Genomic DNA, 19202 nt, shown 5'->3' on the forward strand with positions numbered 1-19202 from the left:
CTCGCGGGCACGCGCAGAATCGCGGCCACGAATGTCGAACTCGCGGTCTGGAATGTCGAACTCGCGGTCGTGAACGTAGAACTCGCCGTCGTGAGCGTCGGACTCGCGCGGGGGCCCGCGAGTCCGACGCTCGGGACGGTGAGTTCTACGTTCCGGTGATGTGTTCGGGGCGGACGGGGACGCGGGTGAGCGCCTGGCCGGTGGCCGCCCGGATCGCCGCGACGATCGCCGGGGTGGACGAGATCGTCGGCGGTTCGCCGACCCCGCGCAGCCCGTACGGCGCGTGGGGATCGGCCAGCTCGAGCACGTCGATGGACATCGGCGGCATGTCGAGCACGGTCGGGATGAGGTAGTCGGTGAACGACGGGTTGCGGATCTTCCCGTCCCGCGTCTGGATCTCCTCCATCACGGCGAGCCCCAGCCCCTGCGCCGACCCGCCCTGGATCTGCCCGAGCACGGCCTGCGGGTTGAGCGCCTTGCCGACGTCCTGCGCGCAGTCGAGCTGGACGACCTTCACCAGCCCGAGGTCCACGTCGACGTCGACCACCGCGCGGTGCGCCGCGAACCCGTACTGCACATGGGCGTTCCCGGCGCCGGTCTCGGGATCGAGCGTCTCGGTGGGCCGGTGCCGCCATTCGACGGTCTCGTCCAGCACCTTGTCGCCGAGTTCGTACGGCGAGAGCGGGCCGAGCGCCTCGCGCACAGCAAGGCACGCCGCACGCACCGCGCCGCCGGTGACGTAGGTCTGCCGGGACGCCGAGGTCGATCCGGCGTTACCGATCGTGGTGTCCATCGGCAGGATCGTCACGCGCTCGACGCCCAGCTCGCTGCGCACGATCTGCTGCAGCACCGTGACCAGGCCCTGACCGACCTCGCACGCCGCGGTCTGCACGGTCGCGGCCGGCTCCCCGCCGACCACCTCGAGCCGCACCCGCGCGGTGGAGTAGTCGTCGAAGCCTTCGGAGAAGCAGACGTTCTTGATCCCGACCGCGTACCCGACGCCGCGCACCACGCCTTCGCCGTGCGTCGTGTTGGACACCCCGCCGGGCAGCGTGCGCAGATCCCGTTCCTCCAGCGGCGCGGGCGGCAGCGGCTTGGCTGTGAGGCGCCGCAACAGCTCGGCGACCGGGGCCGCGGAGTCCACGACCTGCCCGGTCGGCAGCACCGAACCCTCGCTCATCGCGTTGCGCAGCCGGACCTCGACCGGGTCGAGCCCGCACGCTTCGGCGAGTCTGTCCATTTGCGACTCATAGGCGAAACCCGCTTGTACCGCACCGAATCCGCGCATCGCGCCACACGGCGGGTTGTTGGTGTACGTGCCCCAGCAGTCGATCGACACGTTCGGCACGTCGTACGGTCCGACGCCGAGCGTCGCCGCGTTCGCCACCACGGCGGGCGTCGAGGACGCGTACGCCCCGCCGTCGAGGTAGATGCGCGCCTTGACGTAGACGAGCCTCCCGTCGCGGTCGGCACCGTGCTCGTAGTGCAGCGTCGCAGGATGCCGGTGCACGTGGCCGTAGAAGGATTCCTCGCGGTTGTAGACCATCTTCACCGGCTTGCCGGTCCGCAGTGCGAGCAGGCACGCGTGCACCTGGATCGACAGATCCTCCCGGCCGCCGAACGCGCCGCCGACCCCGCCGAGGGTCAGCCGCACCTTCTCTTCGGGCAACCCGAGCGCGGCGACGATCTGCCGCTGGTCCACATGCAGCCACTGGGTGGCGACGAACAGGTCGACGCCGCCGTCCTCCGCCGGTATCGCGAGCCCCGACTCGGGGCCGAGAAACGCCTGGTCCTGCATGCCGACCTCGTACGAGCCGGTGACGACGACCTCGGCCGTCGCGTTCGGATTCCCGTGCCGGATCGGCACATGCCGCACGATGTTCCCGCCCGGATGCAGCCGGGCACCCTCGCCGGAAACCGCTTTCACGACGTCCGTCACGGGCTCGAGCACCTCGTACTCGACCTTGATCCGCTTCATCGCACGGCGCGCGGTCTCCGGATGGTCGGCCGCGACGAGCGCGACCGGTTCGCCCTGGTACCGCACGACATCGACGGCGAGCACCGGCTGGTCGGCATGCTCCAGGCCGTACCGGTTGACGCCGGGCACGTCCTCGTGCGTCAGCACCGCGTAAACCCCTTGCACGGCAACGGCTTCCGTGAGGTCGATGCCCTTGATCCGCGCGTACGGGTGGGGGCTGCGCAGGGTCGCGCCCCACAGCATGTCCTCGTGCCACAGGTCGGAGGAGTACGCGAACTCGCCGCGCACCTTGCCGGTCCCGTCCGGGCGGCGCGGGCTCGTGCCGATCCCGTTCGCGGTGCCGGTGGCCTGCTCGGTCGTCGTCATCGCAGCCTCCTTGCGGCGCTGGCGAGCTCACCGGCGACCACAGACTCGTCAGCCGTGCGCAGTTCTCCCTCGGCCACAATGGTTTCCCCGCCGACCATGACCAGCTTCAGCGGTGGGGTGGCGCCGAGCACCAGCGCCGCGACCGGATCCTCGATCCCCGCATAGAGCAGACCGCCCAGGTCCCACACGGCCAGGTCCGCGAGCTTCCCCGGCTCCAGCGAGCCCAGTTCCCCTTCCCTGCCAAGGCATCGGGCACCGCCCATCGTGCCCATGTGCAACGCTTCCCGGACCGTCAGCGCCGTCGGGCCGCCGCGTTGCCGCGCCTGCAGCAACGCCTGGTGCAACTCCTCGCCCAGCCCGCCGGACTCGTTCGACGCCGCGCCGTCGACACCGAGGCCGACCGGGGCGCCCGCGTCGAGCAGGTCACGCACGGGCGCGATTCCGGTGCCCAGCCGCCCGTTCGACGTCGGGCAGTGCGCGGCGCCGGTGCCGGTCGCGCCGAAACGGCGGACGGCCGCGGGCGCCAGGTGCACCGAGTGCGCCATCCAGACGTCCGCGCCGAGCCAGCCGACCTTGTCGGCGTACTCGGCCGGGGTGCAGCCGAACTCGGCCAGGCACTGCTGTTCCTCGTCGAGGGTTTCGGCGAGGTGCGTCTGCAGCCGGACTCCCTTGCGGCGAGCCAGTTCCGCGGCGCCCGTCATGAGCTTTTCGGTCACCGAGAACGGCGAGCACGGGCCGGCCGCGATCCGGATCCGCGCGTTTTCCGAGGCGTCGTGATACGCGTCGATGGCCTGCTCGGTGCCGAGCAGCGCGGCCTCGGTGGTCTCGACCAGGTTGTCCGGTGGCAGTCCGCCGTCGGACACGCCGCGGTCCATCGAACCGCGCACGATGTGGGCGCGCACGCCGATCCGGCCGGCGGCCTCGACCAGCGCCGCGACCTGGTCGCCGCCCTCGCGCGGGAACACGTAGTGGTGGTCGGCGACGGTCGTGCAGCCCGTCAGCGCGAGCCGGGCGAGCCCCGCGCTCGCGGCCGCGTGCGTGATCCGCGCGTCGAGCCTGCCCCAGATCGGGTACAGCTCGACGAGCCACTGGAACAGCGTCGAGTCGGCGGCGAGACCGCGGGTCGCCCACTGGTACAGGTGGTGATGGGTGTTCACCAGGCCCGGCGTGATCAGGCAGCCGCGCGCGTCGATCTCGACGTCGCCGGTGGCCGCCCCGGAGCCGACCGCGACGATTCGCTCGTCCTCGATCACCACGTGCCCGTCGCGGTACTCGGTGCCCTCGGCGTCGACGGTCGCGATCGCCGCGTTGTTCAGGACCGTTCTCATCGTGTGCTCGCCATCCGCACCGCGTCCAGGATCTTCTCGTATCCCGTGCAGCGGCACAGGTTTCCGGCGAGCGCCTCGCGGATCTCCTCGTCGCTCGGATCCGGTACCCGGTTCAGCAGGTCGTGCGCCGCGACCACCAGTCCCGGCGTGCAGAACCCGCACTGCACCGCGCCAGCGTCCACAAAGGACTGTTGCACCGGGTCGAGTCGCTCGCCGTCGGCCAGGCCCTCGACGGTGCGCACCTCCCGGCCCTCGGCCTGCCCGGCCGCGACCAGGCACGAGCACGCGGGCACGTCGTCGAGATACACCGTGCAGGACCCGCATTCCCCTTGCTCGCAAGCATTCTTCGAGCCCGGGAGACCGAGCCGCTCGCGCAGCACGTACAGCAGGCTCTCGCCTTCCCACACGTCGTCGGCCTGTTTGGCCTCGCCGTTCACGGTCACGTTCAGGCGCATGCGGAATCCCTCCCGAGGATGTCCTGCCACGCCCAGCCCAGCGTGCGCCGGGCCAGGACGGACAGGGCGTGCTTGCGGTAGGCGGCGGTGCCGCGGACGTCGTCGATCGGCCGCGCGGCCGCGGCGACCAGCTCACCGAACCGGCGCTTGAGCGAGTCCGGCAGCGGCGAGCCCCAGGGCAGTTCCCCGGCGAGGAACTCCTCGGCCTCCGGGACCCGGCGCGGGGTCGGCGCCGCCGAGCCGATGGCCGCCCGCACCTGGTAGTTCTCGATGGCGAGCGCGAACGAGCACACCGCGATGACCATCGCGTTGCGCGTGCCGACCTTCGAGAACTGCTGGGCCCCCTCGCTCGCCGGCAGGTGCACGGCGGTGATCAACTCATCGTCGGCGAGCGCATTCCGTTTGACACCGACATAGAACTCGTCGGCCGGGATGAGCCGGGTACCCCGGGTCGACGCGGCTTCGATCCGGGCGCCCGTGACGAGCAGGACCGGATGCGTGTCCCCGGCGGGCGAGGCCGCGCCGAGATTGCCGCCGACCGTGCCGCGGTTGCGGATCTGCGGCGAACCCACGGTCCGCGCGGCCATCGCCAGCCCGGGCAGCCGGTCGCCCAGCTCCGCGATGACCCGCGTGTACGGCACGCAGGCGCCGAGCCGCACCCCGGCGTCCGAGGCAGACCAACCGGCAAGTTCACCGACGCGGTTGAGATCGAGCAGGGCGGCCGGCCGCCGGTGGTCGAAGTTCAGCTCGACCATCACGTCGGTGCCGCCGGCGATGGGCACCGCGTCCGGGCGCTCGGCCTTGAGGGCCAGCGCCTCCGCGAGGTTCTGGGGTCGCAGGAAATCCACCTGGTCAGTAGAACGCCGTGACCCAGACCACGGCAACGGCGCGGAAGTATGAACCGAGGCCCTGGTCACGGGCCTCCGTTCGTACTTTCACACAAACCGGATGACGCCGGGGAAAACTATTCGGGCTTCGGCACGTAGAAGCTCGTGGTCCGCTCGGCCGCGGCCTTCGCCTGCGCCGGGTCCTCGCCCGACTCCTCGTGCGCCGTGCGCCAGGCCGCGGCGCTGGCCCGCATCAGTTCCGCCGCCTCGGGCGAGGTCTCCCACTCCGGACCCGGCTTCGCCTGCCCCGACAGATGCAGGACGAGCCCGAGCAGCGTGAGATCCCAGCCGACGCCCACCGCGCCCGGCCCGAACTGGTCCCAGAACTTCTCGTCCACGTCGCCGGAGTGCTCGAGCTCGAACAGCGTGCCGCCGTCGACGGAGCTCAGCCGCACCTGGACGAAGGTGGCCGGCATCTCGCCGAAGATCCAGCTCACCCGCAGCAGCGTCGGCTCTTCACACTTCAGGATCTCGCCGCCCGCGTTGCCTTCGAGCTGGTAGCGCCCGCCGAGCCGGAAGTCGCCGGTGACCGGCAGGAACCACCGCGGGATGCGCTCGGGATTCGTACAGGCGTCCCACACGTCCTCGATCTCGGCGTCGTACTCGCGCCGGAGGACCACCACCCGGCCGCGCACCTCCCGGCGGATGGCGTTGATCTCTTCGGAAATGTCCATCATGTCTCCTTCCTACGTTCTCGCTTACCACGGGACAACTCGGTGCCGAGCGCGTCGAGACGCTGGTTCCAGAACCCGCGGAACCGGTCCAGCCACGCGTCCACCTCGGCCAACGGCCCGGCGTCCACGGCATACAGGCGGCGCGCGCCCTCGGCGCGCACCGTGGTGAATCCGCTCTCCCGGAGGACCCGCAGGTGCTGGGAGACCGCGGGCTGGGAGATGCCGAACTCATCCTGGATGGCCGCGCTGATCGCGCCCGAGGTCTGCTCCCCCGCCACCAGCAGCTCGAGGATGCGGCGGCGCACGGGATCCCCGAGGACGTCGAACGCGTGCACGGCCCGAATCGTGCCAGTATGCGCTTATATAAGTCAAGGCTTAAATAGCTCGGGTACGATCGGCCGACTATGACCGCCGTGAAGACCCTGCTGGAGATCCCGGAGCTGCGACTGCGGCTGCGCACGGGGTCGGCGCTGCTCGCCCGCGAGATCAGCCGGATCTACGTGACCGAGCTGCCCGATCCGGGCCGGTACGTCTCCGCGGGCGAGGTCGTGCTGACCGGCCTGCTGTGGTGGCGCGAGCTGGGTGACGCCGATCCCTGGGTGGCCACGCTGGCCCGCGCCGGGGTCGCGGCGGTCGTGGCATCGGGCGCGGACACCGGCGGGATCCCCGAGGAAGTCGTGCGGGCCTGCACGCAGCACCGGATCCCGTTGCTCGAAGTACCCGCGGACCTGTCGTTCGCGGTGATCACCGAACGCGTCGTGCTGGCGCTCGCGGCGGATCGGGGCCGTGCGCCCAGCGGCGCGCGAAAGCGCTTACTGTCCACAGCGGACGCTTCGCTGCCGGTGTTGTTGCGGCAGGGCGCGGAGGAACTCGGCGTGCCGTGCTGGGTCCTGTCCGGCACCGGGCGCGTCATCGGCGGCACCGTGCCGGCCGCGCCGCCGGTCGAGTGGTTCAACCCCGGCCGCGAGCGCACGGTGCACGACGAGTACTCGCTGCTGCCGATCGGCGGGCGGTTCGTGATCCCGTGGATCCTCGCGGTGCGCTCGCCGGAGACCGACGACCTGGCCGACGAGCTCGCCGGGCTGATCAGCCTCGCGCGCGCCCGTGCCGACCAGGTGCGGCGGATGGCCGACCGGGCGGCCGAACCGCTGTTCACTGCGCTGGCCGGCGGTTCCGGCGACCTCGCGGCGGCGTTCGCTTCCTCGGGCCGCACGGCTCCGGTGCGCGTGGTGCTGGCGCGAACCCCGGACGACGGGCCGGCCCTGGCCTCGGAACTGCTCACCGACCTGCTCACGGAGGCGCCGGCGTCGTTCGGCGTCGTCGGCGAGGATGCTTACGCCGTCGTGGAAGCCGACGAGCGCTGGCCTCCTCAGTGGGCGTCGATCGCACGCCACCGTTTGTCCACTGTGGAGCGATTTATCGACGTTTCCCGGGTGTTCGCGGGCGTCAGCGGCCCGGCCACCGTCGACGGCCTGCGCGGCGCGGCACAGGAAGCCGTGCACGCCGTGGAAGTCGCGGCCCGTCGCGGCGAGCCGCTGGCGGTCGTCGCGGGCGAGGACATCCCAGCGCACCGCCTGCTGATCGCCGGTGCGCCCGACGAGCTGCGGCGCTCGGTGCGCGAACGCGTCCTGGGCACGCTGCTGGCGTACGACACCGCACAGGGCACGGATCTCGTGCGAACCGTGCGGGTGTTCCTGGAGTGCTCCAGCTCCCCCACCGCCGCGGCGAAGGCGCTGCACGTGCACGTCAACACCTTGCGCTACCGCATCGCGCGTGCCTCGGAACTGCTGGGGCTGGACCTGAACGATTTCACCACCCAGGTGGACGTGTACCTCGCACTCCAGGCGTGATGCCCGAACCGCATTGCCCGATGCGAAACGGGCCTTGGACGCGCGCGAGTCCCGGGCCGACGATGGCGGCATGGAGAACAGCACGGTTCTGGGCCGGGTCGGCGTGGCCCTGCCGATCACCTTCAGCAGCACCCCGCACGCCGATCTGCAGCGCGACGCGGCCGCGAAGCTGGAGGCCGCCGGGTACGGGACCGCTTGGACCAACGAAGTCCTCGGCAAGGACGCGCTCGTGCAACTCGGCGTGCTGCTGGCCGCGACCGAGCGGATGACCTTCGGCACCGGCGTCGCCAACATCTGGGTCCGCGCACCGCAGACGACGCACGCCGCGGCGGCGTTGCTGGCACAGGCCCATCCCGGCCGGTTCGCGCTCGGGCTCGGCGTCGGCTACCCGCAGCAGGCGGAAGCCGTCGGGCGCGAGTTCGGCAGCCCGCTGGCCACGATGCGCGACTATGTGTCCAAAATGGACGAACCGACGTGGCCGCCCGCAGCCGACGGCGCCTACCCACGGCTCATCGCGGCGAACGGGCCGAAGATGCTCGCGCTGGCCGCCGAGATCGCCGACGGCGCACTGCCCGCGACCCGCCCGACCGCGTTCACCGTTCAGGCGCGGGAAATCCTCGGCCCCGGCAAGCTGCTGGTCATGGGCCTGACGGTGATCCCGGACGGCGACCGCGCCGCCGCCCGCGCGGCGGTGGCGCCCTTCCTGGCGATGCCCAACGCCGTGGCGAGTTTCGCTGGCCTGGACTTCACGGAGCAGGACGTGACGGAGGCGAGCGACCGGCTCGTCGACGCGCTCGTGGCTTACGGCAGCCCGGACCGGATCGCCGCGAAGGTCCGCGAGCACCTGGCCGCCGGTGCTGACCACGTCGAGCTCATGCTCCCCATCGACACCGACTACGCCACCGGCGTCGACCAGTTCGTCGAACTCGCCCCGGCGCTGACCTCGCTTTAGGCCCGCCGGGCGTACGCGTCGAGGCGGTCCCGGGTCAGCGGCATCTCGTCCTGGTCGAGCGCCCCGCAGTCCAGGCCCCGGCACAGGAAGCTCGCCAGCGCCTGCGCCGTGGCGGGCTCGTCGAGCACACCACTGTCCACTTGCGACACATAGTCCCGCAACCGGGCGGCGGCAGCGGGAAAGCCTTCGCGGAAGAACGCGTACGTCGCGGCGAACCGCGTCGGCAACTGGTGGGGATGCAGGTCCCAGCCCTGGTAGAAACCGCGCTCCAGGGACCGCCGGACGAGCCGCAGGTGCTCGCGCCAGCCTTCGAGCACGGCGTCACCCACGGGCAGCCGGTTCGTTGAGCCGTCCGACAGCCGCACCCCGGTCCCGGCGGCGCTGACCTGCATCAGCTCCTTCGCGAAGTCCGCCGCCGGATGCTCCATGCTCTGGTACGCCGCGGCGATCCCCAGGCCCGCGCTGTAGTCGTAGGTGCCGTAGTGCAGGCCGCTGCACCGGCCGTCGGCGGCCTGGATGATCCGCGCCACCGCGACCGTGCCATCGGTGTCCACAATGGACTGCGCCGTCTCGATCTGGACCTCGAACCGCAGCGCGCGTTCCGCCAGCCCGTACGCCTTCTCCAGCTCGCCGAGGATCTCCGCGGCGACGGCGACCTGCTCGACCGCGGTGACCTTCGGCAGCGTCACCACGAACCCGGGCGGCAGCTCGCCGTCCGCCAGCAGCCCGCCGAGGAACAGGTCGAGCGTGCGGATTCCGCGTCGCCGGGTGGCCTGCTCGAAGCTCTTGAACCGGATCCCGACGAAGGGGGGCTTGGGCGCGGCGGCCAGGACGCGGCCGCACTCGACAGCGATCGCGTCCTCGGCCGCGTCACCGGGATTGCCGTAGCCGTCCTCGAAGTCGATCCGTAAATCCTCGATCGGCTCCTCGGCGAGCTTCCGCCGCACCCGCTCGGCGATGCCTTCGTCCAGCCCGAGCTCGTCCCCGCGCTCCGCGAAGATCTCCGCCGCCCGCGCACCCCACTCGGCGAGCAGGCCGGGGCCGTACCGGTGCGCGGGCACGTACACCGTGTGCACCGGCTGGCGCCCGGCCGGCTCGCCGGGATAGCGGGCGGCGACCCTCGCGTCCACTTCGGACAGTCGAGCATCCGCCGCGGCGTACGTCTCCTCGGCGAGCCGCCCTGCCACCGTCAGGAAATCCGCTCGTACGCGGACAGGGTCAGGAAGTCGACGTACTGCTCGGCGAGCGCGACCTCCTCGAACAGCTCGATCGCCGGCGCCAGCAGTTCGCCCGGGACCTGGCCGTCCAGCTCCTTGTGCACCTCGTCGAGCACGGTCTTCACGAGCTCGCGCGTGACCTTCTCGCCGTTGTCCAGCGTGGTGCCGTTCTGCACCCACTGCCAGATCTGCGACCGGGAGATCTCGGCGGTCGCGGCGTCCTCCATCAGGTTGTGGATGCCCGCCGCGCCGTTGCCGCCCAGCCAGGACGCGATGTACCGGACGCCGACGTCAACCGCGGCGCGCAGCCCGGCCGCGGTGGCCGAACCCTCGGTGGCCGCCACGTTCAGCAACTCGTCCGCGGTCACGGACACCTCTTCGCGCTTACGGTCGAGCTGGTTCGGCTTGTCCCCGAGGACCTTGTCGAACTCCTCGCGGCAGATGCCGACCATGCCCGGGTGCGCGACCCACGAGCCGTCGAACCCGTCGCCCGCCTCGCGCGCCTTGTCGTCGTGGACCTTCGCGAACGCCGTCTCGTTGACCTGCGGGTCCTTGCTCGGGATGAACGCGGCCATGCCGCCGATCGCGAACGCGCCACGCTTGTGGCAGGTGCTCACCAGCAGCTCGGTGTAGGCACGCATGAACGGCGCGGTCATCGTGACGCTGTTGCGGTCGGGCAGCACGAACTTCTCGCCCGCGTCGCGGAAGTACTTGATGATGCTGAACAGGTAGTCCCAGCGGCCCGCGTTGAGCCCCGAGGCGTGCTCGCGCAGCTCGTAGAGGATCTCTTCCATCTCGAACGCGGCGGGGATGGTCTCGATCAGCACGGTCGCCCGGATCGTGCCGTGTTCGATGCCCAGCTCCTTCTCGGCGTGCGTGAACACGTCGTTCCACAGCCGCGCTTCGAGGTGGCTTTCCATCTTGGGCAGGTAGAAGTACGGGCCGGCGTCGTTCGCCAGCAGAGCGCGCACGTTGTGGAAGAAGTACAGCCCGAAGTCGACCAGCGCGCCGACGGCCTTGCGGCCGCCGAAGGTCAGGTTGTGCTCGTCGAGGTGCCAGCCGCGCGGGCGGACGACGATCGTCGCGAGCGGCGCGTCCTTCTTCAGCTCGTAGTGCTTGCCGTTACTGTCGAGCGTGATGTCGCCCCGGATCGCGTCGTACAGGTTGACCTGGCCGCCGACGACGTTGCGCCAGTGCGGGGTGTTCGCGTCCTCGAAGTCCGCGAGCCACACCTTCGCGCCCGAGTTCAGCGCGTTGATGGTCATCTTGCGGTCGGTGGGGCCGGTGATCTCGACGCGGCGGTCGCGCAGCGCCGCGGGCGCCTCGGCCACCTGCCAGTCGCTCTCGCGGATTTCCTTGGTGTCGGGCAGGAAGTCCAGGCGTCCGGTCCGCTTGGCCTCCTCGCGGCGCTTGCCGCGGGCCTGCAGCAGCTCGTCGCGGCGGGCGGCGAAGTTGTCGTGCAGACCGGCCAGGAATGCCAGCGCCTCGCGCGTCAGGATCTCGTCGCCTCGCTCGACCGACCCGCCGAGCACCTGGGCTTCAGACATGCGGCAACACTCTCCATAAGACAGACGTACGGTTTTTACATCTCGGACTATAGTTTCTGCATAGCGGAAGCTCAATGTGAGGAGAGCCGGTGGCCGACGAGAAACCGGGACGCGATGGGGGCGTCCAGTCGCTGCGCCGCGCCTTCGAGCTGCTGGAGCACCTGGCCGACACCGGTGGCGAGGCCAGCCTGTCCGAGCTGGCGGCCACGTCGGGCCTGCCGATGCCGACCATCCACCGGCTGATTCGGACGCTGGTGTCGCTGGGTTATGTGCGGCAGAACACCAACCGGCGGTACGCGCTGGGCGCGCGGCTGATCCGGCTGGGCGAGAACGCGAGCATGCAGTTCGGCACGTGGGCGCGCCCGCTGCTGGCCGAACTGGTCGACGAGGTCGGTGAGACGGCGAACCTCGCGGTGCTGGAGCGCGACGAGGTGGTGTACGTGGCGCAGGTGCCGTCGAAGCACTCGATGCGCCTGTTCACCGAGGTGGGGCGGCGGGTGCTGCCGCACGGCACGGGCGTGGGCAAGGCGATCCTGTCGCGGCTGCCCCCGGACGAGGTGCGCGCGCTGCTGGACCGGACCGGGATGCCGTCGTACACCGAGCACACCGTGACCTCGCCGGACGTGATGCTGCGCCACCTCGCGACGATCGCCGCGCAGGGGTACGCGGTGGACGAGAGCGAGCAGGAGCTGGGCGTCCGGTGCGTGGCCGCGCCGCTGATCGGCACCCCCGCCCCCGCGGCGGTTTCGGTCTCCGGCCCCGAGGGCCGGCTGACGAAGGAAGCCGTCTCGCGGATCGCCCCCGCGGTGCAACGCGTCGCGGCGACGCTGTCGGCCCACCTGGCGAGCGAGGACCTGAGCGCTTAGGTTGCGAACGGGTCAGCGTCGTCGTCCGAGACCCGGTTCTTGACCACCTGCTCGTAGATCGCTCGAAGCTGGGGCTGGGCAACGTAGTGACGACCCCGCTTCTCACCTGCGGCTTCGAGAAGACCCGCAGCGACCAGCGTCCGGAGGTCCCGGCTTGCCGTAGCGTCGGTGATCTCCTCCGGCGTGTCCTGGAAGTAGGCGCGGTAGGTAGCGTTGCGCACACGAAGCCCGACCATCGCATCGAACAGCGCCATGATGCTCCGTTCCGGAAGCCGGTTCTTCTCGACCAGCAACTCCAGCTCCGACCACATCCGGCTGCTTTCCCTGATGCGCCGGAGCATCGTTCGTGCCTGCCGGAGATGAGCAGTCATGGTGAACCGGATCCACGGCCTCGTATCACGGTCAGGCTGCCACGAACCTCCGCCGACCGCCGCGAGCACGTCGTAGTACGCCTGCGTGTTGCGCCCCAGATACTCCTCGATGCTCATGAAAACCGGACTCAGCACACCGCTGCGGGCGAGCACGAGACTTTGCAAGCAACGCGCCATTCGTCCGTTGCCATCCCGGAACGGATGCACCATGACCAGGTTCAGATGAGCCATCGCGCCACGGACGACATCCGGGCACGCCGACTCCTCGTTCAGGGCCGTCGCGAGTTCCCGCATCAGCGTGGGTACATGGTCGACATCGGCACCTTCGTGGACGATCTCGCCTGTCGCATCGTTACGGACGAAGATCGAACCGGCGCGCCACCTGCCTGGCCTGTTCTTCAGCGCGTAGCTGGTCATCATGTAGTGCAGGCTCTTGAACAGCTGGTCGCTGTAGCTGAAGTCATCGTCCTCGGCCACCTGCAGGACGTAGGTCATCGCCTGGCGATAACCACGCAACGCGAGCCGGGTTTCCTCGTCGGCGTCGAGCGGTTCTTCACCGGCCGCGACGTCCATCGCGTCGTCGAGACCGGCGTCATAACCCTCGATGCTGTTCGAACCCTGGATCGCGCGCGCCAGCGAGACGCGACGCAACGACCCGAGCCATCGGCGCGGTTCGGCCAGTTGGTGGCGCAGGTTCGTCTTCAACTCCTCGACCTGGTCGAGAACGTCCAGTTCTCGCCGGTCGAGGTTTGGCGGCTCGAACAACATGCAGATAGTTTAGCGCACGATGTCGGATAAGTTTCCGACATCTTGTTCGTTTCTATTCACTTATCCAACATCTGCCCTCAGCCCAGCAGGGCGTCCACGAAGGCGTCCGGTTCGAACGGGGCCAGGTCGTCCGGGCCCTCGCCGAGGCCGACGAGCTTCACCGGGACCCCGAGCTCCCGCTGCACCTGGAACACGATGCCGCCCTTGGCGGTGCCGTCGAGTTTCGTCAGCACGATGCCGGTCACGTCGACGACCTCACCGAAGACCCGCGCCTGGGCCAGCCCGTTCTGCCCGGTGGTCGCGTCCAGCACCAGCAGCACCTCGTCGACCTTGGCCTGCTTCTCCACCACCCGCTTCACCTTGCCGAGCTCGTCCATCAGGCCCGTTTTCGTGTGCAGCCGGCCCGCGGTGTCGATGAGCACCGCGTCGACGCCCGCTTCGATGCCGCGCTTCACCGCGTCGAAAGCGACCGCCGCCGGGTCCGCGCCTTCCTTGCCGCGCACGACTTCCGCACCGACGCGCTCGCCCCACGTCTGCAGCTGGTCGGCCGCCGCCGCGCGGAACGTGTCCGCCGCGCCCAGCACGACGCGGCTGTCCTGCGCGACGAGCACCCGCGCCAGCTTGCCGGTGGTCGTCGTCTTGCCGGTGCCATTGACCCCGGCGACCAGCACCACCGCGGGCTGCTTCTGCCCGTCGACGGTGTGCGGCAACGCGCGCACCGCCCGCGGCGCCTCCGTCTGCAACGCGCCGCTCAGCACGTCGCGCAGCAGTTGCCGCGCCTCCTCCGGCGACCGCACCGCGCGGACGCTGACCTCCGCACGCAGCCGCTCCACGATCTCCGTCGTGGTGGCCGCGCCCAGGTCCGCGACGAGCAGCGTGTCCTCGATGTCCTGCCACGAGTCCTCGTCCAGGTCGCCCGCGCCGAGCAAGCCCAGCAGGCTCTGCCCGAACATCGAGCGGGACTTCGACAGCCGCCCGCGCAGCCGTTCCAGGCGGCCCGCCGCGGGCTCGATCTCCTCGACCGGAACAGGTGCGGGCTGCACGGCCTCCTCGGTCGGCAGCTTCACATCGACGATCCCGCGCCGCGGCGCGTCACGCGGCACCGACGCGTCGTCCCCGACGCCGGGCTGCCCGTCGACCTCGGTGCGCTCACCCGCCGGATGCGGCGGCGCCTGCTCGCCACCAGGCGCGAGCGCGATCCCGCCGCCGGCCTGGTAGCCGCCGCCTCTCGGTTTGGTCTCACCGTCGGTCCGGCCGGGCTCGCGCAGGCTGATCCGGCGCCGCCGCGCCACGGTCAGACCGGTGACCAGCGTGATCGCCAGCAGTACGACGACTACGAGGATGACCCAAAACCACAGGTTGCTCGACACGTCCTTATACTCGCATCCATCGGGTGACCGGCGGGGACACCCCGGCCGAAGCTCGGTTCGGTCAAGAACTCACGACCTTGCTTGCGATCACGTCAAAGCCGGACTAAACCACTCCTCCATGGGTGAGCGCGTGGCCGGACTGCTGTCCGGCACTTCGGTCGACGGGATCGACGTCGCCGTGGCCGACCTGCGGCTGGACGGCGAAGAGATCGTGCTGACCCCGCTCGGCGCGCTCGACGTGCCGTATCCCGGGGATCTGCGCGGCGACCTGCTGGCCGCGCTGCCGCCCGCGGCGACGACCGCCGCGCAGCTCACCAAGCTCGACACCCGCGTCGGCCAGGCGTTCGCCGACGCCGCGGCGCAGGCCATCGACCGCTTCGGTCCGGCCGATCTCGTCGCGTCGCTGGGCCAGACCGTCTACCACTGGGTCGACGGCGGCCAGGCCCGCGGCACCCTCCAGCTCGGGCAGCCCGCGTGGATCGCGGAGCGGACCGGGCTGCCGGTGGTCGCCGACCTGCGCGCCCGGGACGTCGCGGCCGGCGGGCACGGCGCCCCGCTCGCCGGCACCCTCGACAGGTTGTGGCTGCGCGGCCTCGCCGAATCCGCCGGGCAAGCGGCCGTCGCGCTGAACATCGGCGGCATCGCGAACATCACCGTCGTCCAGCCGGACGGCGAGGCCATCGCCTACGACACCGGTCCCGGCAACGCCCTGCTCGACCTCGCGGCACGCCGCGCCGGGCTGGCCTACGACGTCGACGGAACCCTTGCCGCGCAAGGCAAAGTGGATCATCAGCTGCTGACCCGGCTGCTCGCCGAGCCCTACTATGCGGCCGCGCCGCCGAAGTCGACCGGCAAGGAACTGTTCCACACGCACTACCTCGACGGCATCGACCTGGAGCTGACGGATCTGCTCGCCACGCTCACCGAACTGACCGCGCGGACCATCGCCGACGCCTGCGGAAACACCCGCACCGTCGTCGTTTCCGGCGGCGGCGTGCAGAATCCGGCCCTGATGCGCGCTCTCGCGCGGAACCTGCCCGGTACCCGGCTCGTCACAAGCGACGAACTCGGACTCCCCCGCGCCGCGAAGGAGGCGTATCTCACCGCGCTGCTCGGCTGGCTCACCTGGCACGGCCTGCCGGCGAACGGACTGACCGGTGCGCGCGGACCCCGCCTGCTCGGCAGCATCACCCCCGGCCGGACACCCCTGACCCTCCCCCCACCACATACGGCGATCGTTACCCGGCTGCGGGTAGCGACTGGGACGCCGGAAGAGTAGGAGAGACGAATGCATCCCGTGGACCTGGCGATCATCGTCGTCTACCTCGCCGCCATGCCCGCCATCGGCGTGCTCGTCGGGCGCCGGCAACGATCGGCCGCGGACTACTTCATCGGCGAGCGCAGCCTGCCGTGGTGGGCCGTGTGCTTCTCGATCGTCGCGACCGAGACCTCCACGCTCACCGTCATCAGCACCCCCGGGCTGATCTGGGCGGCATCCGGCAGCTACAACGGGTTCACCTATCTCCAGCTGCCGTTCGGCTACATCATCGGCCGGACGCTGGTGGCGTTCGTGCTGCTGCCGCGGTACTTCAAGGGCAAGCAGACCACGGCGTACGCGTTCCTCGGCGAGCGCTTCGGGCCGACGATGCAGGGCGTGTCGAGCGTGGCGTTCATCGTGACGCGGCTACTCGCCGAGGGGGTGCGGCTGTTCGCGGGCGCGATCCCGATCCAGGTGATCCTGTCGCACTACGGCGTGCACACGCAGTACTGGCAGATCGTGGTGGTGCTGACCGCGCTCACCGTCATCTACGCGCTCGTCGGCGGGATCAAGGCCGTGGTGTGGGTGGACGTCATCCAGCTGACGGTCTATATCGGCGCCGCGATCGTCGCGATGATCGTGCTGGCCACGAAACTGCCCGCCGGCTGGACTTCCCGCGCGTCCGACGCGGGCGTCTTCCGCGTGTTCGACTTCAACTTCTCCGGGCTGCACCTGCTGACCAGCCAGTACGCGTTCCTCACCGCGGTCGTCGGCGGCGCGATCTTCACCATGGCCTCGCACGGGTCGGACCAGCTGATCGTGCAACGGTTCCTGGCCTGCCGCAGCATCGCCGACGGGCGCAAGGCGCTGATCGGCAGCGGCATCGCCGTGACCATCCAATTCGGACTGTTCCTGGTGATCGGCGCGATGTTGTGGGCGCACAACGGGTTCCACAATCTCAAGGATCTCGGCGTGAAGAGCAGCGACGACATCTTCACCAACTTCATCACCAGCGAACTGCCCGTCGGCGTCGCCGGGCTGCTCATCGCCGCCATCCTCGCCTCGACCATGGGCGCGCTGGCCTCGGCGCTCAACGCGCTGTCGAACTCGACCGTCGCCGACCTCTACCAGCGGTTCACCAAGCGCAAGCCGGAGGACTCCAAGCTGCTGCGGCACGGTCGCGTGTGGACACTCGTGTGGGCCGTGGTGTTCGCGGTGTTCGGGTCCCTGTTCTCCAGCCGGAACAACCCGGTGATCGAGCAGGGCCTGTCGATCACCGGCTACACCTACGGCGCGATGCTCGGCGCGTTCTTCCTCGGCATGTGGGTCAAGCGGGCCCGGCAGCTGGATGCGGTCGTCGCGTTCGTGGTGACCGTCGCGGCGATGGCCGTCGTCGTCCTGGGCGTGAAGATCCCGCCGGCGCCCGGCGCGAAACCGGTCGTACTGGCCTTCCCCTGGTACACGCTGCTCGGGGTGCTGATTACGCTGGTCGTCGGCGGAGCGCTTTCGCTGCGCCATCGGACCCGCGACCCGCGGGTCGATGAGGCGGTCAAGGAACCGGAGCCGGTGTAGATGGACGCGAAGATCCTGCTCAGCAGCGCCCAGGTGTGCGCCGAGTTCCTCTCCGGGCACCTGGGCGGTGACTGGGCGGCGAAGGTGCCCGACCTGGAGCAGACCGTCGCCGAGGTCGTCGCGCACATCAGTGACTGTGTGCACTGGTACGCCTACGATCTGGCCGCCGGGCCGACCGAGCTGTCCACAATGGACATCAGGACGAAGCCGGAGTCGGCGCCGGCCGAGCTGCTCGTCACGCTCGGTACCACCGCGAAAGTGCTGGCCGCGGTCCTGCACAGCTCGGCACCGGACGCCCGGGGCTACCATCCGGCCGGGCTCGCCGACGTGTCGGGTTACGCCGCGATGGCGTGCGACGAGCTGCTGGTACACACCTACGACGCCGCGCGCGGCCTGGGCGCCGACTTCGAGGCGCCGCCCCGGCTCGCCGCCGCGACGCTGTACCGGCTGTTCCCGTGGTCGCCCACCGACACCGAGCCGTGGCCGACGCTGTTGTGGGCCAACGGCCGCGCGCCGCTCGGCGACCTGCCGAGGCTGAACAAGTGGCAGTGGCACTGCGCGCCGCTGTCCGAATGGGATGGCAGCGCGCCGATCAGCTAGCGCGCAGTGGGGCGCCGACCGCGTGCAGGTGGCTGAGCACCTGCGCGTACGAGCCCAAAGCCGTGGTCTGGTGGTAAGGCAACCCGAGCCGGGCGCAGAACTCGCGGACCAGCGGCTGGGCGTGCCGCAGGTTCGACCGCGGCATGCTCGGGAACAGGTGGTGCTCGATCTGGTAGTTCAGCCCGCCCAGCGCGTAGTCGACGACGCGGCCGCCACGGACGTTGCGGGACGTCAGGACCTGCTTGCGCAGGTGGTCGAGCTTCTGCGCGGCGGTCAGCGTCGGCATGCCCTTGTGGTTCGGCGCGAACGAGCAACCCATGTAGACGCCCCACAGCCCTTGGTGCACCACGATGAACACGAGCGCCTGCCACGGCGAGAGCACCAGGAACAAGGCGGCCAGGTACAGCGCGATATGCCCGAAGATCAGGACGGATTCGAGCTTGTGCGCCTTGACTTCCCGGCGAAGTACCGCGCTGATGCCGCTCTGGTGCAGGCTGAAACCTTCCAGCAGCAGCAAGGGAAAGAACAGGAACGCCTGGTACTTGGCGATCAACCGCGGCAGGCCACGCTTGCCCAGCGCCTGCTCGACGGTGAAGGCCAGGGCCGGGATGTCGAGATCGGGATCGTCGTCCTCGTGGTTGGGGTTCGCGTGGTGGCGGTTGTGCTGGCCGACCCACTTGCCGTAGCTCATCCCCACGAGCGCGCCGTGCAGATGCCCGACGAAGTCGTTGGCACGCTTGCCGTGGAAGATCTGCTTGTGCCCGGCGTCGTGGCCGATGAAGGCAAGCTGCGCGAAGACGACGGCGAGGAACGCCGCGGTCAGCAGGTTCCACCAGGAGGCGCCCACCAGGACGAACGCCGTCCAGCCGCCGGCCAGCAGCAGTCCGTTGAGAGTGAACCGGCGGGCGTAGTCGCCCGGGCGGCGTTTCAACAGCCCCCGTTGGTTGATGGCCCGGGTGAGCTGCGTGAAGTCACTGCCGGGCCGGGCCGGCGCGAGGGACGTGTCGGTCATATTCGGTTGCCACCCAACAATTGTGGTCGGACACGGAAGGCCGAGGGCTCCGCGATCCGCGCTGGCGGCACGACACGCAAAACATGCGACTGTCCCACCAACGACCTGGCGTACGGAAAAGTTCCGGCCAC

17 protein-coding genes are annotated in these 19202 nt (G+C 70.2%); 6 read left to right on the top strand and 11 right to left on the bottom strand.

Going from position 1 to position 19202, the window contains the following annotated elements; all coding sequences use genetic code 11:
* Nucleotides 1-145: 145 nt before the first annotated feature.
* From LOZ83_RS25000 to LOZ83_RS25025, 6 genes are all read right to left on the bottom strand, one after another.
* Complete coding sequence (locus LOZ83_RS25000) at nucleotides 146-2344, bottom strand: molybdopterin cofactor-binding domain-containing protein (protein WP_236794081.1); 2199 nt, start codon at nucleotides 2342-2344, stop codon at nucleotides 146-148.
* The gene (locus LOZ83_RS25005) at nucleotides 2341-3672 is read right to left on the bottom strand and encodes an 8-oxoguanine deaminase (RefSeq protein ID WP_236794083.1); all 1332 of its coding nucleotides are present in this window, start codon (nucleotides 3670-3672) and stop codon (nucleotides 2341-2343) included. The genes LOZ83_RS25000 and LOZ83_RS25005 overlap by 4 nt, the downstream gene beginning before the upstream one ends.
* On the bottom strand, nucleotides 3669-4127 hold the full coding sequence (locus LOZ83_RS25010; RefSeq protein ID WP_236794085.1) for a (2Fe-2S)-binding protein: 459 nt from the start codon (nucleotides 4125-4127) through the stop codon (nucleotides 3669-3671). Before LOZ83_RS25010 ends, LOZ83_RS25005 begins: the two co-directional genes overlap by 4 nt.
* Complete coding sequence (locus tag LOZ83_RS25015; RefSeq protein ID WP_236794087.1) at nucleotides 4118-4975, bottom strand: xanthine dehydrogenase family protein subunit M; 858 nt, start codon at nucleotides 4973-4975, stop codon at nucleotides 4118-4120. The genes LOZ83_RS25010 and LOZ83_RS25015 overlap by 10 nt, the downstream gene beginning before the upstream one ends.
* Nucleotides 4976-5091: 116 nt before the next feature.
* Nucleotides 5092-5688 carry an SRPBCC domain-containing protein gene (locus tag LOZ83_RS25020; RefSeq protein ID WP_236794089.1) on the bottom strand — a complete coding sequence of 199 codons (597 nt, stop codon included), beginning with the start codon at nucleotides 5686-5688 and terminating at the stop codon, nucleotides 5092-5094.
* Nucleotides 5688-6023 (bottom strand): helix-turn-helix transcriptional regulator, encoded by a 336-nt coding sequence (locus tag LOZ83_RS25025; RefSeq protein ID WP_236794091.1) that lies wholly within the window; start codon nucleotides 6021-6023, stop codon nucleotides 5688-5690. The genes LOZ83_RS25020 and LOZ83_RS25025 overlap by 1 nt, the downstream gene beginning before the upstream one ends.
* 69 nt (nucleotides 6024-6092) lie before the next feature.
* Between LOZ83_RS25025 and LOZ83_RS25030 the strand changes: the two genes are divergently transcribed.
* Nucleotides 6093-7538, top strand: a complete 1446-nt coding sequence (locus LOZ83_RS25030) for a PucR family transcriptional regulator (protein ID WP_236794093.1) — start codon at nucleotides 6093-6095, stop codon at nucleotides 7536-7538.
* A gap of 70 nt (nucleotides 7539-7608) precedes the next feature.
* A complete protein-coding gene (locus LOZ83_RS25035) occupies nucleotides 7609-8490 on the top strand; it encodes a TIGR03620 family F420-dependent LLM class oxidoreductase (RefSeq protein ID WP_236794094.1) in 882 nt (293 codons plus the stop codon).
* Here the strand turns inward: LOZ83_RS25035 and LOZ83_RS25040 are convergent.
* A complete protein-coding gene (locus LOZ83_RS25040; RefSeq protein WP_236794096.1) occupies nucleotides 8487-9677 on the bottom strand; it encodes an aldolase/citrate lyase family protein in 1191 nt (396 codons plus the stop codon). The two genes, LOZ83_RS25035 and LOZ83_RS25040, sit on opposite strands and share 4 nt — an antisense overlap.
* Nucleotides 9678-9679: 2 nt before the next feature.
* Nucleotides 9680-11254 (bottom strand): malate synthase A, encoded by a 1575-nt coding sequence (gene aceB / locus LOZ83_RS25045; RefSeq protein ID WP_236794099.1) that lies wholly within the window; start codon nucleotides 11252-11254, stop codon nucleotides 9680-9682.
* Nucleotides 11255-11343: 89 nt separating this feature from the next.
* Here aceB and LOZ83_RS25050 point away from each other — a divergent pair, with 89 nt between their 5' ends.
* Complete coding sequence (locus tag LOZ83_RS25050) at nucleotides 11344-12120, top strand: IclR family transcriptional regulator (RefSeq protein ID WP_236794101.1); 777 nt, start codon at nucleotides 11344-11346, stop codon at nucleotides 12118-12120.
* Here the strand turns inward: LOZ83_RS25050 and LOZ83_RS25055 are convergent.
* Nucleotides 12117-13196, bottom strand: coding sequence for a Fic family protein (locus LOZ83_RS25055; RefSeq protein ID WP_236794103.1), 1080 nt, complete (start codon nucleotides 13194-13196; stop codon nucleotides 12117-12119). The two genes, LOZ83_RS25050 and LOZ83_RS25055, sit on opposite strands and share 4 nt — an antisense overlap.
* Before the next feature lie 140 nt (nucleotides 13197-13336).
* A complete protein-coding gene (gene ftsY / locus LOZ83_RS25060; RefSeq protein ID WP_236794104.1) occupies nucleotides 13337-14629 on the bottom strand; it encodes a signal recognition particle-docking protein FtsY in 1293 nt (430 codons plus the stop codon).
* Between the two features lie 118 nt (nucleotides 14630-14747).
* Here ftsY and LOZ83_RS25065 point away from each other — a divergent pair, with 118 nt between their 5' ends.
* Genes LOZ83_RS25065 through LOZ83_RS25075 form a run of 3 tightly spaced genes read left to right on the top strand, consistent with a single transcriptional unit; the run spans nucleotide 14748 to nucleotide 18059 of the window.
* Entirely contained in the window at nucleotides 14748-15908 is a 1161-nt protein-coding gene (locus tag LOZ83_RS25065; protein WP_236794105.1) for an anhydro-N-acetylmuramic acid kinase, read from the top strand.
* Nucleotides 15909-15917: 9 nt separating this feature from the next.
* Entirely contained in the window at nucleotides 15918-17459 is a 1542-nt protein-coding gene (locus LOZ83_RS25070; protein WP_236794106.1) for a sodium:solute symporter, read from the top strand.
* A complete protein-coding gene (locus tag LOZ83_RS25075; RefSeq protein ID WP_236794107.1) occupies nucleotides 17460-18059 on the top strand; it encodes a maleylpyruvate isomerase N-terminal domain-containing protein in 600 nt (199 codons plus the stop codon).
* On the opposite strand, the gene LOZ83_RS25080 is transcribed toward LOZ83_RS25075, so the two are convergent.
* A complete protein-coding gene (locus LOZ83_RS25080) occupies nucleotides 18052-19071 on the bottom strand; it encodes an acyl-CoA desaturase (RefSeq protein ID WP_236794108.1) in 1020 nt (339 codons plus the stop codon). The genes LOZ83_RS25075 and LOZ83_RS25080 overlap by 8 nt on opposite strands.
* Nucleotides 19072-19202 lie beyond the last annotated feature (131 nt).

The organism is Amycolatopsis sp. GM8 (genome assembly GCF_021653975.1).
Taxonomy (GTDB): domain Bacteria; phylum Actinomycetota; class Actinomycetes; order Mycobacteriales; family Pseudonocardiaceae; genus Amycolatopsis_E.

Coding starts and splice junctions, on each gene's coding strand:
- LOZ83_RS25080 (WP_236794108.1), bottom strand. CDS start 19,071: ATGACCGACACGTCCCTCGCGCCGGCCCGGCCCGGCAGTGACTTCACG.
- LOZ83_RS25020 (WP_236794089.1), bottom strand. CDS start 5,688: ATGGACATTTCCGAAGAGATCAACGCCATCCGCCGGGAGGTGCGCGGC.
- LOZ83_RS25010 (WP_236794085.1), bottom strand. CDS start 4,127: ATGCGCCTGAACGTGACCGTGAACGGCGAGGCCAAACAGGCCGACGAC.
- LOZ83_RS25030 (WP_236794093.1), top strand. CDS start 6,093: ATGACCGCCGTGAAGACCCTGCTGGAGATCCCGGAGCTGCGACTGCGG.
- LOZ83_RS25035 (WP_236794094.1), top strand. CDS start 7,609: ATGGAGAACAGCACGGTTCTGGGCCGGGTCGGCGTGGCCCTGCCGATC.
- LOZ83_RS25005 (WP_236794083.1), bottom strand. CDS start 3,672: ATGAGAACGGTCCTGAACAACGCGGCGATCGCGACCGTCGACGCCGAG.
- LOZ83_RS25000 (WP_236794081.1), bottom strand. CDS start 2,344: ATGACGACGACCGAGCAGGCCACCGGCACCGCGAACGGGATCGGCACG.
- LOZ83_RS25070 (WP_236794106.1), top strand. CDS start 15,918: ATGCATCCCGTGGACCTGGCGATCATCGTCGTCTACCTCGCCGCCATG.
- aceB (WP_236794099.1), bottom strand. CDS start 11,254: ATGTCTGAAGCCCAGGTGCTCGGCGGGTCGGTCGAGCGAGGCGACGAG.
- LOZ83_RS25075 (WP_236794107.1), top strand. CDS start 17,460: ATGGACGCGAAGATCCTGCTCAGCAGCGCCCAGGTGTGCGCCGAGTTC.
- LOZ83_RS25065 (WP_236794105.1), top strand. CDS start 14,748: ATGGGTGAGCGCGTGGCCGGACTGCTGTCCGGCACTTCGGTCGACGGG.